The 19,337-nt window shown below is 71.5% G+C and carries 12 protein-coding genes; 4 read left to right on the top strand and 8 right to left on the bottom strand.

The window, feature by feature from the left end; genetic code table 11:
- The first annotated feature begins 32 nt into the window (after positions 1-32).
- Positions 33-3,215 (top strand): valine--tRNA ligase, encoded by a 3,183-nt coding sequence (locus AAFX79_04465; protein ID MEO1007794.1) that lies wholly within the window; start codon positions 33-35, stop codon positions 3,213-3,215.
- 332 nt (positions 3,216-3,547) lie between these two features.
- Positions 3,548-4,255, top strand: coding sequence for a hypothetical protein (locus AAFX79_04460; GenBank protein MEO1007793.1), 708 nt, complete (start codon positions 3,548-3,550; stop codon positions 4,253-4,255).
- On the opposite strand, the gene AAFX79_04455 is transcribed toward AAFX79_04460, so the two are convergent.
- From AAFX79_04455 to rsmH, 4 genes are read right to left on the bottom strand one after another with little or no spacing between them, the layout of a single operon-like run.
- A complete protein-coding gene (locus tag AAFX79_04455; protein ID MEO1007792.1) occupies positions 4,162-6,171 on the bottom strand; it encodes a penicillin-binding protein 2 in 2,010 nt (669 codons plus the stop codon). The two genes, AAFX79_04460 and AAFX79_04455, sit on opposite strands and share 94 nt — an antisense overlap.
- Positions 6,161-6,505 carry a hypothetical protein gene (locus AAFX79_04450; GenBank protein MEO1007791.1) on the bottom strand — a complete coding sequence of 115 codons (345 nt, stop codon included), beginning with the start codon at positions 6,503-6,505 and terminating at the stop codon, positions 6,161-6,163. The genes AAFX79_04455 and AAFX79_04450 overlap by 11 nt, the downstream gene beginning before the upstream one ends.
- Positions 6,502-7,383, bottom strand: coding sequence for a LysM peptidoglycan-binding domain-containing protein (locus tag AAFX79_04445; protein ID MEO1007790.1), 882 nt, complete (start codon positions 7,381-7,383; stop codon positions 6,502-6,504). The genes AAFX79_04450 and AAFX79_04445 overlap by 4 nt, the downstream gene beginning before the upstream one ends.
- 5 nt (positions 7,384-7,388) lie before the next feature.
- Positions 7,389-8,330, bottom strand: coding sequence for a 16S rRNA (cytosine(1402)-N(4))-methyltransferase RsmH (rsmH, locus tag AAFX79_04440; GenBank protein ID MEO1007789.1), 942 nt, complete (start codon positions 8,328-8,330; stop codon positions 7,389-7,391).
- Between the two features lie 68 nt (positions 8,331-8,398).
- Between rsmH and sppA the strand changes: the two genes are divergently transcribed.
- Positions 8,399-9,406: a signal peptide peptidase SppA gene (gene sppA, locus AAFX79_04435; protein MEO1007788.1), complete on the top strand. Its 1,008-nt coding sequence runs from the start codon at positions 8,399-8,401 to the stop codon at positions 9,404-9,406.
- 27 nt (positions 9,407-9,433) lie between these two features.
- Here sppA and hrpA read toward each other — a convergent pair whose 3' ends face one another.
- Positions 9,434-13,408, bottom strand: coding sequence for an ATP-dependent RNA helicase HrpA (gene hrpA, locus AAFX79_04430; GenBank protein MEO1007787.1), 3,975 nt, complete (start codon positions 13,406-13,408; stop codon positions 9,434-9,436).
- Positions 13,409-13,630: 222 nt separating this feature from the next.
- Here hrpA and AAFX79_04425 point away from each other — a divergent pair, with 222 nt between their 5' ends.
- A complete protein-coding gene (locus AAFX79_04425; protein ID MEO1007786.1) occupies positions 13,631-14,443 on the top strand; it encodes a GC-type dockerin domain-anchored protein in 813 nt (270 codons plus the stop codon).
- 19 nt (positions 14,444-14,462) lie between these two features.
- On the opposite strand, the gene AAFX79_04420 is transcribed toward AAFX79_04425, so the two are convergent.
- The 3 genes from AAFX79_04420 to AAFX79_04410 all read right to left on the bottom strand — a co-directional run bounded on the left by AAFX79_04420 (position 14,463) and on the right by AAFX79_04410 (position 19,227).
- Entirely contained in the window at positions 14,463-15,716 is a 1,254-nt protein-coding gene (locus AAFX79_04420; protein MEO1007785.1) for a hypothetical protein, read from the bottom strand.
- A gap of 278 nt (positions 15,717-15,994) precedes the next feature.
- Complete coding sequence (locus AAFX79_04415) at positions 15,995-16,933, bottom strand: prohibitin family protein (protein MEO1007784.1); 939 nt, start codon at positions 16,931-16,933, stop codon at positions 15,995-15,997.
- Positions 16,934-17,094: 161 nt separating this feature from the next.
- Positions 17,095-19,227 (bottom strand): GC-type dockerin domain-anchored protein, encoded by a 2,133-nt coding sequence (locus tag AAFX79_04410; protein MEO1007783.1) that lies wholly within the window; start codon positions 19,225-19,227, stop codon positions 17,095-17,097.
- Positions 19,228-19,337: the final 110 nt, after the last annotated feature.

The following is a 19,337-nucleotide window of genomic DNA, read 5'->3' as shown; positions in this document are numbered from 1 at the left end:
CTCGCCGCAGACCCGCGCGTCGGCCCTGCATGATGGCAGATCTTCCCAAGCAATACGACCCGAAGGCCGCCGAATCCCGGGCATGGGAGCGGTGGGACGCCGCCGACGCATTCGCCGCCGATCCGCGGACCGTGCTGCGGGGCGAACGCACGCCCTACGCGATCGTCATACCCCCGCCAAACGTCACCGCCCGGCTGCACCTGGGCCACGCCCTGAACAACTCGATCCAGGACGTGCTCGTTCGCGTGCACCGCATGCGCGGGCGAGAGACCGCCTGGATCCCCGGGACCGACCACGCCGGCATCGCCACGCAGACCGTCGTCGAGCGGCGGCTGATGCAGGACGAGGGCAAGCGGCGGACCGACTTCTCTCGCGACGAATTCATTGCCCGGGTGCAGGCCTTCAAGGACGACTACGAGGCCCAGATCACCGACCAGCTGCGGGCCATGGGCGCCTCCTGCGACTGGGCCCGCCAGCGGTTCACGATGGACGACGTCTGCGCTCGCGCGGTCCGCGAGGCGTTCTTCGTCCTCTTCCGCGACGGCCTGATCTACCGCGGCAAGCGGCTGGTCAACTGGGACCCCGTGACGGGCACCGCCCTGGCCGACGACGAGGTGGAGATGAAGGAGATTGCTGGCTCCTTCTACTACCTCCGCTACCCGCTGGTGCATCCGCCCGCGAACGCCGGCGATCCCGGGGACACCGAGCCGGTCACGTGGTCCGAGCTGGCCGCCCGGGGCTATCCGGACGTGCCCGCCGGCACCCCCGACGAGCAGCCCGCGTGGGTCACCGTCGCTACGACGCGGCCCGAGACCTATCTGGGCGATACCGCGGTGGCCGTCAATCCGCACGACCCCAGGGCGCGGTCGCTGCGGGGCCTTCGCGTCCAGCTGCCGATCGTCGGCCGCGTCATCCCCATCGTCGAGGACGACTACGTGGTGATGGCCGACCCCGAGTCGGACGACGCCAAGGCCCGCTACGCCACGGGCTTCCTGAAGGTCACGCCCGCGCACGACACCAACGACTTCGAGATCGGCCGCCGGCACAATCTGGCGATCCTCAACGTGATGGCGCCCGACGCCTCCATCAGCGACGCCCACGGCTGGCGCGAGGCCGACCCCGACGGCGCCGATGCGTCGCACGTGTTCCTGGGCAAGCCCCGCGAGGAGGCGCGCACGCTCGTCTGCCGCGAGTTCGAGGCGCGGGGCCTGCTCGAGGACACCCGGCCGTACCGCCACTCGGTCGGCCACAGCTACCGCAGCCACGCCGCCATCGAGCCCTACTTCACCGACCAGTGGTACGTCCGCGTGACCGACGATCGGCTGCGCGGCAGCGCGCAGCGGGCGCTGGTGCGCGAGCAGCGGGAGAGCGAGGGCTACAAGCCCCGCGACGGCGTGCGGACCGATTCGGCCGTCCGCTTCCATCCCGCCCGCTACGCCAGGACCTACGAGCAGTGGCACGACAACCTGCGGGACTGGTGCATCAGCCGCCAGCTGTGGTGGGGCCACCGCATCCCGGTGTGGACCAAGCAGTTCGGCACCTTCCGCAGCTTCATCGGCGAGGAGGGCTCGGGCCAGGATCGCCTGGTCGACCTCATGATGAAGCTGCGGGACCACGACAGCACGACGCCCATCCTCTACCACCTCGTCAGCGCCTCGGACATGGGCGTGCCCCTCCGCGAGCCGCAGGAGATCCAGGACTGCGAGGATCTGGCCTGCGTGGTGTGCGTTCGGCGGCCTGGCGCCGTGGAGACCGAGAAGCACGGCACGATCGACTTCGAGCAGCTCCTCGAGGACGCTGGCTTCGAGCGCGACCCCGACGTGCTCGACACGTGGTTCAGCAGCGCGCTCTGGCCGCTGAGCACCATGGGCTGGCCCGAGCCGGCCATCGCGGGCGACGAATTCGACGGGCTGCTGGAGGCCTTCAACCCCACCAGCGTGCTGTGCACCGCCCGCGAGATCATCACGCTATGGGTCAGCCGCATGGTGATGTTCAATCGCTACTTCGCCACCCGCGACGGCCAGGAGCCCGGCGCGGGCCGCCCGCCCTTCGCCGACGTCTTCATCCACGCGATGATCCAGGACGGCGACGGCCGCAAGATGAGCAAGAGCCTGGGCAACGGCGTCGACCCGATGGACATCATCGAGACCCACGGCACCGACGCCATGCGCTTCACGCTGGCGCACATGACCACGCAGACCCAGGACGTCCGCATGCCGGTGGAGGCCGACGCGAAGACCGGCCGCAACACCAGCCCGAAGTTCGACATCGGCCGCAACTTCTGCAACAAGCTCTGGAATGCCGCCCGGTTCGCGATGGGCATCCTGGGCGAGTGCGATCCACCGCCGGCGAGCATCGCCCGGGATGATCTCGAGCCGGTCGATCGCTGGATGCTGGGCCGGCTCTTCGAGACCATCGATGCCGCCGACGCCGCGATCGACAGCTACCAGTTCCACGCCTACGCCGAGCTGCTGTACAAGATCTTCTGGCGGGACTTCTGCGACTGGTACCTCGAGGCGATCAAGCCGACCATCCGCGAGAACGCCGCGCAGCGGGGCGTGCTCCGCGTCGCCCTCGAGGCCATGCTGCGGCTGCTGCACCCCGTCACGCCCTTCATCACCGAGTCGCTGCACGAGCGGCTCGCGGAGTTCCCGCTGCCCACGCTCGACGGCCTCGAGCTGGCCCAGTCCCGCCGGGGCGATGTCCTCGCGACCGCGGGCTGGCCCGCGTGCGACGCGGCGCGGATCGACCGCGGCGCCATCGAGGCCGTCGAGTCCGCCCGCCGGCTGGTCTCGGCCATCCGCGAGGTGCGGGCCAAGCACAACGTCAAGCCCCGCCGCGGCATCACGCTGCACGCACCCGCTGAGCTGATCGAGTCGCTCGACGGCATGGCCGGCGTCGTCCGCACGATGGCCGAACTCGGCGAGGTGACCACCAGCGAGCCCGACGGCGCATCGGCCACCTGCGCCTTCGGTGACCTCGAGCTGCGGCTGAGCAACCTGGCCGACGAGGTCGACCAGTCGGCCGAACGCGAGCGGCTCGAACGGCTCGTCTCGGAGCTCGACGGCTCCCGCGCCACGCTCGAGGGCCGGTTGTCCAACCCCGGCTACACCGAGAAGGCGCCCGAGAAACTCGTCAACCAGACGCGGGACCAGCTCGAGCAGGTCAAGACCCAACTCGCCGCGACGCGCGAGGCGCTGGAGCATCTGGGCTGATCGGTCGCGCGCCAACGCCGACGGCCGGACTCGCCGCGGCGCTCTCCGTTGCGCTCGCGGTCCTGGCGTTCCTGGCCGCCTGCGCGTCGCCTCCGCCGCCGCCCACGGGCGCCGCGGCCGTCCTGCGGCAGCAGCCCTGGGAGTACCAGGGTCGCCCGGGCACGCAGGTCGTCACCCCGAGCTACACGCTGCTGACGACGCTCGATGATGCCGAACTGCTCGCCGAACTGCCGGCCTTCCTCGAGGCGGCGCTCGCGCGGCACCGACGCGTCGCGGGGCTGCAGGGCGGGCGGCCGCTGCTGCCGCCGCTCTCGGGCCGCCCGCCGGTCTTCGTGTTCGCGTCTCGGGACGAATGGGCGAGCTTCACTGCGCAGTCGATCGCGCGGTCGGCCGATCCGCTGCTGGCCATCGATGTCGGCGGCTATGCGGCGGGAGGGCGAGCCGTCCTGTTCGCGCCCCCCGGCGGTGATCGGCGGCTGACCCTCAAGATCGCCGCCCACGAGGGCTGGCACCAGTACGTGCAGCGCCGTTTTCGGGACCGTCCGCCCACGTGGGTCGACGAGATGACGGGCGTGCTGGCTGAGGGCTTCGTGGAGCGTGATGGTCGCTACGCCTTCGTGCCAGAGGCCAATCCCGATCGCCGCGACCATTTCCTGGCGCTCCACGCCCGCGGCGGCCTGCGTCCGCTCGCAGAACTCGTATCCGCGGATCCCACGACGCTGCTGGCCGAGGATCCTCCGTCGGCGATCGACTACTACGCCCAGCTCTGGTCGCTCGGGCTCTTCCTGCGGAGCGACGAGCGGCTCCACGCCGGCGTGCAGCGGCTGCTCAAGGACGCCGCCTACGGCCGCCTGGCGCGGCGGTTCGTCGCCGTGGCCGCCGACGAACTCGGCGTCGCGACGATCGCGTACTTCACGCAGACGTCGATGCCCGATCTGCAGCAGCGCTACTCGGCGTTCGCCGACGCGCTCGCCGCGTCCGCGGCCTCGGGCCTCTCATCGCTGGATGCCAGCTCCGCGTCGGGCGGCACGCCCAGGTAGGGCAGCACCCTTTCGACGATCCGCCGCACGGACGGCCCCGCGACGCTCGAGCCGTAGAACTGCCTCGATCGCACGAGGTCGGGGCCGGGGTCCTCGATGCTCACCATGACGACGATCCGCGGCTCGCCCAGCGGCGCGCCCGCGACGAAGCTCGAGACGTACTGCCGGGGCAGGTAGGCGTTCGCGCCGGGCGGCAGCCGCTGCCAGTCGTGCGGCTTCTCGGGCGAGACCTGGGCCGTGCCCGACTTGCCGAACATGCGGTACGAGAACGGCCGCTCGTCGCGCATCTTGGCGTCGAGCCGCTCGATGATGCCCAGGGTGGCCGTGCGCGTCCGCAGCGCCGCCGCCGGCGAGACCGCGCGGCGGGCGACCAGGCCGTCGTAGCCGTCCAATCCCACGGCCGTCAGCCGCAGCGCGGGGACCGTGCCCGCCTCGTCGCCGTTGCGGGCGATCGCGCAGAACGCCCGAGCGATCTGCGCGACGGTGCACAGCACCTCCTGGCCGAACGAGACCGAGACGTGCGTGTACTCGCCCCAGTCCCGCAGCCCGCGGAGCCGTCCGGGCGCCTCGTCGGGCAGGCTCAGCCGCGTCCGCTCGCCGATGCCGAAGGCCGACAGCGTCCGCCGCAGATCCGCCGGCGGGATCCGCTGCACGCCGGCGGCCATGCCGATGTTCGAAGAGTTGACGAGCACCTGCTCCCAGGTCTGCTCGCCGTTGGCCCGCGTATCCCGCAGCCGGCGGCCGCCGATCATCGTGACGCCGCCGGGCGCGGCCTCGAACACCTCGTCCAGCAGCGTGGGATCGTGGTCGATGAGCGCCGACCACACCAGGGCCTTGAATGTCGACCCCGGCTCGTAGGCGTCCTCGATCACCCGGTTGCGCGCAATCGCCGGGTCGTCCTCTCGCCGAGGGTCGGGCCGTACGAAGGCGTACCGCCCGGTGAGGTCCACGTGCCGGGGCCATTCCTCCCGCGGCAGCCGTCCGTCGATCCACGGGTACGGCTCGTTCTCGATGGGCCGCAGCACGTCGGCCATCGCGAGGACCTCGCCCGTACGCGGATCGAGGGCGATGGCCAGGCCGCCCGCAGCGTCGGCGTCCTCCACCGCGCGGTCCAGCTCCTCGCGGACGATCCGCTGGATTTCGAGGTCGATCGACAGGTGCATCGCGTCGGCGGCCCGCGGCGCCTCGGCCTCGCCCGCGCCGATCCACACGGCGCGGCCGCCCGCGTCGTGGGTGTACGTGATCGTGCCGGGCTCGCCCTCCAGGCGTGCGCGGAGCATCCGCTCGATGCCCTCGTCGTACATGGGATCGCTGCCGATCTTGCCCAGGATGGGCGCGACCAGGTCGCCGCCCACGCGGTCTCGGATGGCCTCCCGCTCCAGGTGGATGCCGGGGAGCGGATGCGCCCGGACGATCGCCAGCCGCTCGTCGTCCAGGCGGTCTCCCACGCGGACGTAGCGGATGATCGGGTCGGCGATCGCGTTCGCGTCGGTGGACGCCCGTCGGGCCTCGCGCTGCCGCGCCTCGTTCTCGCGGAGCACCGATCGCACCCGCCGATCGACGTCGAATTCGTCCTCGCCGGTCATCCACGCGAGCGCCGAAGACAGCTCGGCGACGGTGATCCGGCCGGCCTCGACCTCCTCGGCGACGCGGACCGGATCGAAGAACACCCGGTGGACGTAGCGGGAGACCGCGAGCGGCCGGCCGCGGCGGTCGGCGACGTCGGCGCGGGGCACGCGGATGGTGTGCTGCCGCTCGCGGGCGGCGAGCACCGCGTCGATCCGCTCGGGCGGGGCGATCTGCAGCCACGCGACGCGGACGAGCACCGTGGCGAGCCAGGCCGTCGCGCCAATGCCCAGGGCCGCGGCCACCCAGCGGGCGCGGCCGGCCGATGGATCGCTGGTTCTACTCGCCATCGCCCGCACCCGCCGACGCCACGGCAGCGATCCCCGCCAGCGGCGGTGTTGGAACCCGTGGTTGGCCTTCGACCGGAGCGCCCGGGCCATCGATCTCGTCGAGCATTCGTCGCAGCTGCGCCGGCCCGATCCGCCGCGCGATGTCGGCTCGCAGCCGGGCGGAGTCCTCGCCCGAGCGGAGCACCCGCAGCCTCAGCGTGGCGAACTCGTGGGCCGCCTGCGTCCGCGCCTGGCGGATGACCAGCAGCGTCACCGAGATGCAGGCGATGGCGACCGCGCAGCAGCCCAGCTTCCACGCGAGGGCCCCGCCGGTTGGCCTCGGTCCGTTGCTCACGTGCTGGGCAGCCGGAGGACCATGCCGGGCCGCAGGTCGTCGGGGTCGCGGATGACGTCTTGGTTCAGGCGGAGGATCTCGTCCTGCCGCCGCATCGTGCCGAGCACCTTCTGGGCAATCTCGCTGAGCGTGTCGTTGCTGCGGACGGTGTAGGTCTGCGACGCGGCAGTCGCCTCGCGCTCGGGCGGCGGCGCCTGTATCGGGCCCGGGATCCGCAGCGTCACGCCCTCGCGGACCGAGCCGTTGTCGCCCACGCGTCCGGGATTGGCCCTGGCGATCTTCCGCCAGGCGTTGGGGTCGCCGTAGTACCGCCGCGCGAGGCCGCTGAGGGTCTCCAGCTTCGCAACGCGGTGGTCTATGGTCCGCTCCTCCGGCGGCGCATCGGCATCGCGATCCGCGGATTCGGCCGGCGCGGGCTCGTCGGCGACGCGGATCGTCGCGGGTGCCTGGTCGAGCCGGGCCATCTCCCGCACGTCGAGCTCGGCGATGTTGGCCGCCAGGTCTCGCGCGCCCAGCGCGAACGACTCGGCGCCGCGAGCCAGCCGATCGGTGGCCTGCTCGAGCAGCGTCTCGCGGAGGGGTGTCTGCTCTCGGGGTGCGGGCCGCTCGATTGCCCGCGTCTCGGGGTCTGGTGCGTCGGGGCGTGGCCCGGCCGCGGGTGTGCCGTCCCCGGGGATCAGCGGGATGGCCACCGCCCGCCGCGACCTCGGCGTCTCGTTGCGGGGTGGCTGCACCACGACCGATTCGTCGGGGCTGAACTCGTCGAGCGACTGCGATCGCACCGCGGCGAGGTGGTCGCTGATGAGCAGGCCCACCAGCATCACCGCCGCGAAGCCGATCACCAGTGCGAGCTTCTGCTCCCGCGTCACGCCCGGCATCCCCCTCAGCTCCGCGTAGTCGATAGGCGGACGGCCCGCAGCTTGGCCGATCGGGCTCGGCGATTGGCGGCGGCCTCGGCGTCCGAGGCGGTCGCGGGCTTGCGGGTCAGCCGCTCGGCCAGGCCGTTGCTGGCGAGGTCGGCAAAGGCCCGCTTGACGAGGCGATCCTCGAGCGAATGGAAGGAGATCATGGCGATGCGAGCCCCCGGTGCCACCCAAGTCGAGCCGCTCGGCAGGCGGGCCGCGTCACCGATCGACGCGAGCAGGGAGGACAGCGAGCCCAGCTCGTCGTTCACGGCGATGCGTAGCGCCTGGAACGTGCGGGTGGCCGCGTCGATCGATCCGCCCCTCGTGCAGGATCGCACCAACGCCGCCAGCCCCCGCGTGGTGACTATCGGCGCGGCCTCGCGGGAGGCCACAACTTTCCGCGCGATGCGGCGGGCGTTGCGCTCCTCCCCGAACGTCCACAGGATCTCGGCCAATTCGGCCTCGCTCGCCGTCGCGATCAGGTCGGCCGCCGACGGGCCCGAGGTCGGGTCCAGCCGCATGTCGAGTGGGCCGTCGCGGCGGAACGAGAAGCCGCGATCCGGATCATCCACGTGCGGGCTGGCGAAGCCCAGGTCGGCCAGCAGGCAGTCGGCGGCGAGCCCCAACTCGGCCAGCCGCTCGGGCAGCCTGGCGAAGGATCCCTGCACCGCCAGCACGCGGCAGCCCACGGCGGCGTCGCGGACCCTGGCCTCGGCCCGGGCGAGCATCCCCGCATCGAGGTCGCACAGCACCACCGTGCCGTCCGGGCCCACGAGCCCGGCCGCCTGGCTGGCGTGGCCCCCGAGCCCGGCCGTGCAGTCAACGTAGCAGCCCCCCGGCTGCGGCCCGAGCAACTCGAAGACCTCTCGTGGCAGGACCGGCACGTGCCGGGGTTCCCTGGATGCGTCCTGCTCGGCCACGGAGGATGATTGAGCCTCCGCGGGAACCCCGCCGGTCCTTTCCAGTTGCTGACCGATTACAGTGGCCCATGCGAGCAATGACACGCCTGGCCGTCCCGTTGCTGATCGCCTCGGCGATGCTGGCGGGCTGCATCTCCGTGAACGCCAGCCTGGGCTCGGGCCGCGAGAAGCTCCGCCCCCAGCCCGTGCTGGCCGTGGGCGAGGAGGGCAGCCGCGACCGCGTCGCGTTGATCCCGCTGCGCGGCGTGATCGTCGACGCCCCCGACGAGGGCCTGCTGGGCAGCCGCCCCGGGCCGCTGGCGAGTCTCGGGCGGCAGCTGGCGATGGCCGAGGCCGACGACCGCGTGCGGGCCGTGGTGCTCCGCGTGGATTCGCCCGGCGGCAGCGTCGCCGCCAGCGAGATGGCCTACCGCGAGATCCGCATGTTCCGCGAGCGCACCGGCAAGCCCGTGGTTATCTCGATGGGCGAGGTCGCCGCCAGCGGCGGCTACTACGCCGCCCTCGCGGGCGACCGCATCGTCGCCGAGCCCACCACGCTCACAGGCTCGATCGGCGTCGTGGTGGCCTCGCTCAACGTCAGCGAGGGCCTCGAGAGGATCGGCGTCGAGTCCCGCTTCGTCACCAGCGGGCCCAACAAGGACATCGCCAACCCGCTGGCGCCCGTGCGGACGGCCCACTACCGCATCCTGCAGGGCCTCGTCGACGAGTACTACGGCCGGTTCCGCGGGCTGGTCGTGCAGCGCCGCGACGCCCTCGCCACCGGTTCGGTGGACGAGCTAACGGATGGCCGGGTGTTCACGGGCGAGACCGCCAGGCGGCTCGGACTGGTCGACGAGCTGGGCGGCGTGCGGACCGCCTTCTTGCAGGCCGTGCAGCTCGCGGGTCTGGAGTCGGCGACGCTGGTTCGGTACGCGCCGCGGGGCGGGCCGCCGCAGACGATCTACGCCGAGGCGCCGCTCGCGAGGCCCATGGCGGTGGCCGACGCGTCGGTCAGCGGGATCCGCGTCGATGCCGCGAGTCTCGGGCTGCCGACGGGCATGCGGCCCGGCGTCGCGTACTACCTGTATCTGCCGTGACCGCCAGATCCTTGGCTTGAGTATTGCTCACGCCGGCACGGTCTCGTCGGCGGCCGACCACGACACGCCGGCGGCCTCGGGCACCTGCGTGGCGGCGTCCTCGATCGCCCGCCGCCACAGCCGCTCCATCCTCGCGTCGCTCACGGGCCGGACCGTGCCCAACTCCTGGGCGAAGGTCGACACCCGCAGCTCCTCGCACATCCAGCGGTACTCGGCCAGCGCGGGGCAGCGGTCGAGGGCATCCTGGCCCGCGGCGATCGCCCGGCGGCAGCGGTCCGCGTGCGCCGCGATCGAACGCATCAGCCGCTCGTCCCGCTCCAGGCCCGCGTTGCGGAGCTTGTCCAGCCGCAGGCGGTCGGCGTCGAGGTAGCGGGGCAGCCGTCGGAGCCACTCGAGCGGCGTGCCCGACAGGAATCCCGGCGGCGTCAGCGCGAGAACATGCTCGGCGATGTCGGCCATCGGAGCCGCCCACGCTGGTGGGCCGCCCTCTTCGGTCCGGCTCCGCAGGCGGACCGCCCGCGCGAGAATCTCGTCGCTCAGCGAGGCGGCCTCGTCCGCCGCCGCCCCCAGGCGTTCGAGCCCGGCACCGAGCGCCGCGTCGAACTGCTCCCGCGTCCGGGGCAACTCGCGATCGCCCAGGAATGCCAGGTCGGCCGCAAGCGTCAGCAGGTCCCTCCTGAGGTCGCCGCTCGCGCCCAGCACCGCGTAGGTCGCCGCGAGGCCGTCCATCACCGGCAGCTTCTCGACCTGCTGTCGCAGCTCCCGCCGTGCCGCGAGCATCAGCAGCCGCCGCACGCCGCGGTGGTTGATGGCGACGGCGGCCTCGGGATGGTCGACCATGGCCGTGCGGACGCTCTCGCCCGCGTCGACCAGCGCGGGGTAGGCCACGACGCGCACGCCAGGCCGAGTGATCTCGAGCGCCTCGGACAGCGTGCCGAAGTCCCACTCGGTGATGCTCTGCCGGTCGGGCCAGCGGTCGTCGGCTGCCAGCAGGCTGCGGCGGACACGTCCCGACAGCCGCCGCTTGAGCTCCATGAGGTCGCGGCTCTCGGCCAGCGGCGTGCCGGATATGTCCAGCACGCGGATGTTCGGTCGCGTGTGCTCGGGCACGTGCGCCGCCGCCAGCTCCGCGGGATCCACTTCCAGCCCGGTCTGCCGCTGCACGAAGTCCGCCAGTGCTTCGGCCAGCGAGTCCTCGCGGTCCCGGGCGTCGTCGCCGAGCGACTGAACGAACGCGGCCGACACGGCGTTGCCGTCGATGTGCCGCCGGATGGCCTTGGGCAGCCCGCGAAGCATCGCCCGCGCACGCTCGGCGATCAGGCCCGGCACGAGCCAGTCCAGGTCGCTCGTGCGCATGCGACCCAGGGCCTCGATGGGCACGCCCGCGGTCACGCCGTCGTCGCTCTCGCCCGGCTCGAAGCGGTACCGCAGCGGCAGCCCCGCACCCGAGACCTCGACGCGATCGGGGTACAACTCGGGCGTGATGGCCGACACGTCCTTGAGCAGCAGGTCCTCGGGGGCCATCTGCAGCGCGTCGGGCGCGTCGCGTTCCGTCCTGCGCCGCCATGTCTCGAAGCGCTCGCTCGTCCAGATCTCCTCGGGGATGCGCTGCTCGTAGAAGGTGAACACCCGCTCGGTACTCGCGACGAGGTCCCGCCGGCGGGCCTTCTCTTCGAGCTTCTTGAGGCGGTTCTCCAGCTCGCGGTTCTCGCGGATGGCCTTCGCGTCGCTCTTGTGCTGTCCGATCACCAGCGCGTGGTGGATGAACAGCTCGCGGGCTTCCTTCGGGTTGATGCGGCCGTAATCGACCCGCCGCTTCGCGATGATCTCCATGCCGAATAGCGTGACCCGCTCCAGGGCGTACACCTTGCCGGTGGTCTCGCGGTAGTGCGGGTGGTCGTAGCTCCGCTTGCACAGCTCGCCGGCGACCTCCTCGATCCACGTCGGCCGCACGCGCGCGCACGTGCGCGCGTAGAGCTTCGTAGTCCGTACGAGTTCGGCGGCGACGATCCACTCGTGGTCCCCGCCGTTGAGGCTGCTGCCCGGATGGACGTGGAACTTGGTGTCCGCGCCCTCGTACTCCCGCTTCGCGCCCTTGCGGCCGATGCCGCCCAGGAAGCCCGCGAGGATCGCCTTGTGCACGTGCGAATAGGGGGCGTCGCTCGCGTTGACGTGGTAGCCCAGCTCGACCATCAGCCCGCGGAGCTGCCGCTGCGTGTCCAGCCACTCCCGCATCCGCGTGAAGGACAGCATGCGATCGCGGCACAGCCGACCCAGCCGGCCCGTGCTGATGCGGCTGCGGCCGTCGTGCGCGAAGTTCCAGAGGTTCCAGAACGCCAGGAAGTCCGAGTCGGGATGGTCGAATTCCTCGTGCAGCTCGTCGGCCTTCTCCTTCTTGTCGAAGGGTCGCTCTCGGGGATCCTGCACAGAGAGCGCCGAGGCGATCACCAGCGCCTCGTTGAGGCAGTTCTCCTTCGCGCCGGCGATGAGGATGCGGCCAATGCGGGGGTCGATCGGCAGCCGCGCCAACTCCCGGCCGATCTTGGTAAGCCGCTGCTCTTCGTCGAGGGCGCCCAGCTCGCGGAGGGTGCCCAGGCCGTCGTGCACGGCGCGGCGATCGGGCCGCTCGAGCAGCGGGAAGTCGTCGATCGAGCCCAGCCCCAGCGCCTTCATCTGCAGGATGGCGCCCGCGAGGTTGGTCCGCAGGATCTCGGGGTCGGTGAACCGCGGCCGCGACTCGTAGTCGTCCTCGGCGTACAGCCGGATGCAGACGCCCGGGCCGACGCGGCCGCAGCGGCCCGCCCGCTGGTCGGCCGACGCCCGGCTGATCTTCTCGATGGGCAGCCGCTGCACGCGCGTCCGCGGGCTGTAGCGGTTCAGTCGCGCGAGCCCGGGATCCACCACGAAGCGGATGCCCGGCACGGTGATCGAGGTCTCGGCCACGTTGGTCGCCAGCACGATGCGCCGGCCGCCGCCGGGCCGGAACACCCGCTGCTGTTCCTCGGCCGACAGCCTGGAGTACAGCGGCAGGATGGTCCGCGTCGCGTCCTTGCGCCTGCCGAGTGCGTCGGCGACCTCGCGGATCTCGCGTTCGCCCGGCAGGAAGACGAGCACGTCACCCTGGCCCTCGGCGCAGGCCGCCCCGACTCCGTCGACGACGGCTCGCACCAGCTCCCGCGTGTCGGTGAGGTCCGCCTGCGGGGGCTCGTAGCGCATCTCGACGGGGAAGGTCCGCCCCGAGACTTCGAGGATCGGCGCATCCTCGAAGTGGCGGCTGAACCGCTCGGGATCGATGGTCGCGCTCGTGATGACCACCCGCAGGTCGCGGCGCTTCGGCAGCAGCCGCTTCAAGAAGCCCAGCAGGAAGTCGATGTTGAGGCTCCGCTCGTGGGCCTCGTCCACGATGATCGTGTCGTAGCGCTCCAGCAGCCGATCCCGCTGCGTTTCGGCCAGCAGGATGCCGTCGGTCATGACCTTGACGGCGGTCTCGTCGCCGAGCTTCTCGTCGAAGCGGACCTTGTAGCCCACCAGCCCGCCGAGCTCGCAGCCAAGCTCGTCGGCGATGCGGCCGGCGACGCTGCGCGCCGCGATGCGGCGGGGCTGCGTGTGGCCGATCATGCCCGCGGCCCCGCGGCCCAGGTTGACGCAGATCTTGGGCAGCTGCGTGGTCTTGCCCGAGCCGGTCTCGCCGCAGAGCACGACGACCTGGTGCTCGCGGATGGCCGCCTCGATGTCCGCCCGGGCCTCGAGCACGGGCAGGTCGAGGTCGAAGTCCGGCGCCGGAAGCCGGCTGGCCCGCTGTTCGCGCCGCTCGATCGACGACTCGAGGCGGTCGCGGAGGCCAGCGATCGCCTCGCGGGCGGCGTCGGCGTCGGCGTCGCCGCCATCCAGCACCGACCGCCGCAGGGCGCGCAGGTCGCGGCGCACGCGTCGCCGGTCCCACGCCATCGCCGCCGGCAGGGCGTCGCGGAGGGCGTCGATGTCGCTCAGCAGGGCCTTCATCGGTCTTTGATCGTATCTAGATCGCCGCCGGTATCCGCGGGGATGGGGACCCTGGGACATCCTGGACAAAGAACGCAAGACCTTGCGCGCCAACGTGTTGCGACCTCAGAGCGGCGCACGCCCAAAGTCCCGTCGGCAAAGCCCATCGACCCCGCAGCGCCGTGTGGTAAGCTCAACGCACGTGAACCCCCGAATCGGGGTCGCGCCCAAGGAGCAGCAGAGATGCCATGTTCACACATTCTCGCGGCGGCCGGCGCGTGCGCCGTAGCGTGCGCGAGCGTCACCGCGCAGGCACCCATCGACGCCGCGGGCCGGACCGCGTCGGTCGTCCTCTTCGCCGACCCGGAGCGCGAGGTCGTGCTCGGGACCGGATACGTGCCCTTCCTCGTCGACCTCGAGATCGTCGGCGAATCCTCGGGCGGCACCGCGACGGCGGGCGCGGTCATCGACTCCGGGCCGGCGGGCGACCTGACCTTCGAGGCCGACGCCACGCTCACCGCGCGGGGCATGCCCATCGCCGATCCCGGCGTCCGCTCGAGTGTCTTCCTTACCGATACGCTGACGGTTCGTGTGGCGGAGCAGGGCCCCTTCGTGCTCTCGGGCCGCTTCGATGTCCCGTCGGGCGGCGGGGGGGCGAGCTCGACGTCGGTCACGCTGAGCGTCTCCGGCGAGGGCGAAATCATGGCGCCAGGCGCATCGGGGGGCACCATCGTGTTCCGCGCGGCGACGCACCCGGAGGGCTTCGTGCTGACCGGCGACCTCGCGCCCGGCGAATACGAGTTGCAGGTCGAGGCGTCGGCGAACGTGGCCACGATGGCCGGCGATGCCCAGGCGACGGCCGGCATCAACGTGCTGTACTCGCAGGCCTGCCGCGCCGACATCAACGCCGACGGCGCCCTCGACCTGTTCGATTTCCTGGACTACCAGCGGCTGTTCTTCGACGGCGATCCGCTCGCCGACTTCACGGGCGATGGCCTGTTCACGCTCTTCGACTTCCTGGAGTTCATCGACCTCTTCGATGACGGCTGCGGCTAGCGGCTCACCGGCGGCACGCCTAGCGACGCGGATTGCGGCCGCTGCGGGGCCGCGCCGGGGTGCGCGCCGGCCGGCCCGGGCCGCGGGCGTCCACCCGGGCGGGCTCGGCGGCCTCGTCCGCCTCCACGCCCGGAGTTGCGGCTGCCGCGGGCGGAGGCTGGGTTGCGTCGAGGGATGCCGCCGCCTCCTCGGCGTCGTCGCTGCCGGCCGACCGCGCAAACACGAGGCGGCCCGCCGAGGTCTGCAGCGTGCTGCGGACCGTGAGCATCGCCCGCTCGCCGATGCGCTCGCCGCCGTCCTCGGCCACGACCATGGTGCCGTCGTCCAGGTAGCCGATGGCCTGGCCCTGCTGCTCGCCCGCCCGCAGCAGGTAGACCTCGACCTGTTCGCCCGGCATGACGTTGGGCCGCATCGACTGCGCCAGGTCGTGCACGTTGAGCACGCGCACGCCGTGGATCGACGCCGCCCGTTCCAGGCCGCTGTCGGTGGTCACGATGGTCGCCGGCAGGCGGCGGGCCAGCTCGACGAGCGCCTGGTCGACCTCGTCGGCGTGCGGGCCCGCGGTCTCGACGACGACCTCGATGGCCGACGAACGCTGCAGCCGGCGGACGGCGTCGAGCCCCGCGCGGCCGCGGTTGCGCTTCAGCTTGTCCTTGCTGTCCGAGAGCCGCTGCAGCTCGTCGATCACGAACTGGCTGACGATCAGCCGCGCCTGGAACAGCCCGGTCTCGGCCAGCGGCACCACGCGCCCGTCGACCAGCGCCGAGCTATCCAGCAGCCACGGCTGCGGGCCCCGTATCTGCTTGCTGAACTCGACGTAGGGAATGACGAGGCGGAAGTCGTCCTCGGTCTGGAGCACCGTGACGATCGCCAGGTAGGCCAGGCTGATGCCCAGCAGCACCTTCGCGAGAGCCGCAAACTCCGGCCGGTTGATGTCCCAGGCCTGGACGACGACGTCGATGATTGCGCCGAGGATGACCGTCGCGAGCGTCGCCAGCACCAGCCCCACGAACATGCTCACGAGCGTGGCGATCTTCTTGCGGGGCGTCAGCAGGTCGGCCGCGATCGCCGCGATCGCCACGATGCCCGCCAGCGCGAGCGTGACCGCCCAGTGGAAGCGGGGGTCGTTGGCGCCCGCGGCGGCGTCGGAGGGCCGCAAGATGAACAGCAAGGCGACCGTCAGGAAGGCCACCAGGAAGCCCATGCGGATGGCGGTGACGATCACCTGCCTCCGCAGGCCCCCGGGCTCGCGTGCGTCGCCGTGCTGGGTCATCGCTGCTCCGAATCGGCTCGACAAGGACCGGATCGATCCGAGACTACGCCCACTATCGGCCATACGATCGCGGCGAGTGCTGGGTTGCCCGCGGCAAGGACGAGCGGCCCCTCTCGTTGGTGGCCGGGCCCGGTGCGAGGGCGGCACCGTGAACCGGGTCAGGGCCTGACCGCAGCAGCCCTAAGCGCGTGACGCCCGGCGCCGCCGGTGTCCTGGCCACCAACGAAGGGGGCCCGAGATTGCCTCGGGCCCCACTCAGCTTCTCATTCCCGCGAGGGCTAGTTCCCGCCGCCCGCCAGCGGTTCGCCCAGGTTCATCAGCGGCAGCGGGCTGGGGCTCGTGCCGTCCATGAAGTAGAGCTTCGAGGCTGGATCCTTGCTGATGGCCTGCAGCGCCTCGAGTGCCTGGAGCTGGATGTACGCCGGGTTGCTGGCGATGGCCTCGTTGATCTTCTGGATCTCGTAGGCCCGCGCGTCCGCCAGCACCTTGAGCCGCAGGGCCTCCTCCTCGGCCGCGCGTCGCTCGGCCTCGGCCTGCGCCACCGTCTGCTCCTGCTCGGTGCGGAAGCGTTCCAGCTCGGCCTTCTGCCGCTCGGCCTGTTGCTCGGCCTCCTTCTTCTGCTCGATCTGCGAGACGAGCCGCTGGGGCAGATCGATCTGGCGGAGCAGCACGTCGTTCACCTCGATGCCCTTGGGGTCGAGGAACTCGCGCAGCCCGGCGAGCAGCTGCTGCTGCAAGCGCTGCTGGGTGGTCTCCTGGAAGAAGTCCTCGGCGCGGACGATGCTCTTGCCCTGCTCGCGGATGAGCGAGCGGACCTTCGGGATCACGTGCACCTCGAGCGCCTGCTCCGCGGTGCCGGTGTCCTGCAAGATCGCCGGCGCCATCGGCCCCTTGATGCGGTACTGCACCGAGACGTCGATCATCGTGGTGAGCTGGTCCTGGCTCGGCACGCCGGCCGTCTCCATGTGCGTCTTCTGGCGCGCGTCGAACTGGTGGAACTTCAGCAGCGGGTTGACCGGGAAGTGCAGCCCCTCGGCCAGGGGTTCGTCCTGCACCTCGCCGAACCACGTCGCTACGGAGACGTGGCCCGCGGGCACGATGTGGTAGCAGCGGCTGGCGATGATCAGGCCGGCGACGACCACCACCGCGGCGACGATGCCGATCTTGGTGGCCTTCGACGGCTGGGGCCGGGCCTCGGATATCGGACGTGGAGCCATGTGCATCCTCCCTTCCCGGCATTGTTGGCCTTCGGCGTCATCCGATTGCGATCAAAACCCAAAGACAAACCGGGGCCGATCGCTGGGATCGGCCCCGGCTTGCTCCAAGGAGGGGACGCTCCTGGCGGCCCGGGGGCCGCCCTGTGCCCTCGCGAACCGGCTCAGGGGCAGCCGGCGTCGAATTCGCTCTGGAACATCAGGAAGTCGAAGATCGTCAACGCACCATCGCCGTCGAAGTCGGCGGCGAGGTCGCCGGCGTTGAAGAGGTTCTGGAAGGCCAGGAAGTCGAACACGGTCAGGTCGCCGTCGCCGTCGATGTCGGCGCGGCAGTCGCCGCAGGCCAGGCCGTCGATGCTGATGGCGTCGATGGCGGCCTCGGTGACCGAGTCGTTGGGGTTGTCCGAGGTCGTGAACCGCAGCTGCACCTGGTTGGTCAGGCTGGCGAAGTCCGAGATCGGGACGCGGACGACCCGCCAGAAGGCCTCGTCGCCCGTGCTCTCGATGCGGGTCCACGTGGCGCCGGCGTCGTCGGAGATCTCGACGGTCAGCACGTCGTCGCCGTCGTCGTTGCTGAACCAGCGGGCGTAGCTGAGCACCGCGTTGTCGGGCGCGCCGCTGAGGTCGATGATCGGCGAGGTCAGCACCGTCGGGCCGCCGTCGACGTCCTCATCCACCGAGTTGCCGGTCACGTAGGCCGACCCCGAGCCGTCGAAGTCCGCACTCGGCGCGCCGCGGCCGAAGGGCCCGGGCACGCCGCGATCCCAGCTGCCCGTCGAGAGGGCGGTGTCCTGGACGGTCCAGCCCGCACCGGACTCGAAATCGAAGCTGGCGATGTTGAGCCGTGCGGTGGCGGCGATCGCGTCGTAGGTGCCGGTGGTGGGGGCGCCGAGCGGCGCGGTCGCCTCCTCGCCGTCGGAGGTTGCCCGGATGTAGTAGGGCACGGTGTCGCCGCAGCTCATGGCCGGCAGCGTGGCGCTGAACTGGTCGCCACCTAGGGCCACCAGCGGCACGGACTCGAAGCCGCCGCCCATGTCGAACACCAGCTCCGCCGAATCCGGATCCAGCGTGCCGTCGACCTCGGTGATGGTCACCGCGAACTCGAAGGGCTCGCCCGGCGGGATGAGGTCCAGGTCGGGGGCCGCGATCTCGATGCCCGTCAGCGGCGGGCAGCACACGCCCTGCGGGTTCTCGAGGGCGTCCTGCAGCTCGGGGCGGTCGACGGCGGTGCCGTTGTTGCCCGAGGTGGCGCTGCATCCCGCGTGCGTGTGGATGCCGATGGCCATCCCGGTGGTCTCGTCGATGACCGGCGAGCCCGAGTTGCCGCCGGTGGTGTCGGTCTGGTATGAGAGGCCGAAGCCGCTCTTGGCCACGAACGGGCCGGTGTGGGTCTTCTGCACCTGGCTCCACTCGAGCGGCGCGCCGGTGCCGCGGGTGCTGCCGTAGCCGGTGATGCGGATGTCACCGGTCGACGACGGCGCCTCATCGGCGAGGATGTAGGTGGCGCCCTGCGCCTCGGCGGCTGTCAGGCCGGTCTCGGAGTTGGCGAACGTGCCGAAGTAGGCCCAGTCGTTGCCGATGCCCAGCCCGCCGTTGGACTGCATGGACGCCGGATCGACCGGGTACTGGTCCTCGGGGTCCGGGTTGCGGGTCGAGCCGCTCGAAGAGGACAGCGGCACGTTGAACTGCACGACCGTGGCCGAGAACGTGCAGTGGCCGGCCGTCAGGAAGCACTTGGCGCAATCGTCGATGAGCCAGGCCGTGCAGCCCACGGGCATGAGCCGTGCGTTGCGGGGGTCGTCGGACAGCTCGCGATCATCGGTCGGGCCGCAGATCGAATCGAAGGCGCCCGCGCCGAAGCCATCGCCCGCGACGAGCTTGCTGATCTCCATGCGGCTGACGCCGCCGCCGGGCCGGGCGAGCACCTCGACCAGCAGCGTGTCACCGTTGAAGTAGGCGCTCGTGCTGCGCCACTGGCGGAGCGTTGTGGCGTTGAGGTGCTGGTCGAAGCCGTCCTCGAGGCTCGTGATGCGGATGATCGCATCGTCGGCCAGATCGACCTCGCCGAAGCTCACGCGGGTCCAGACGGCGCCGGGCGCTGCGACGGTCGCGCTGTAGATGACCTGGTGCTCGTCGGCGGGCAGCCCGGGCAGAGCCAGCGGCCCCGAGTCGATGCCGATGGGCATGTCGTACTGGTGGAGCGGTGAGGGCTGGGCCGAGGCGGCAGCGCACGTCATGGCAAGGCCGGCGAGCCCCGCGAGGAACCGCCCGCGGCGGGCGTCAGAGTCTGGAAGCATGTCGATTCTCCTGGGCCCGTCCCGGCTCGTCCCCCAAGCCGATACAACGGCGCCTCCGGCCGGCAATACGCGGCCTAGCTCAGGGTCGTTTCGGAGGTAAGTCCGGGAAT

The sequence above is a fragment of the Planctomycetota bacterium genome, assembly GCA_039819165.1.
Taxonomy (GTDB): Bacteria; Planctomycetota; Phycisphaerae; order Phycisphaerales; family UBA1924; genus JAHCJI01.
Note: the sequence above shows the minus strand (reverse complement) of the source record. Positions and strands in the feature narration are given on the sequence as shown.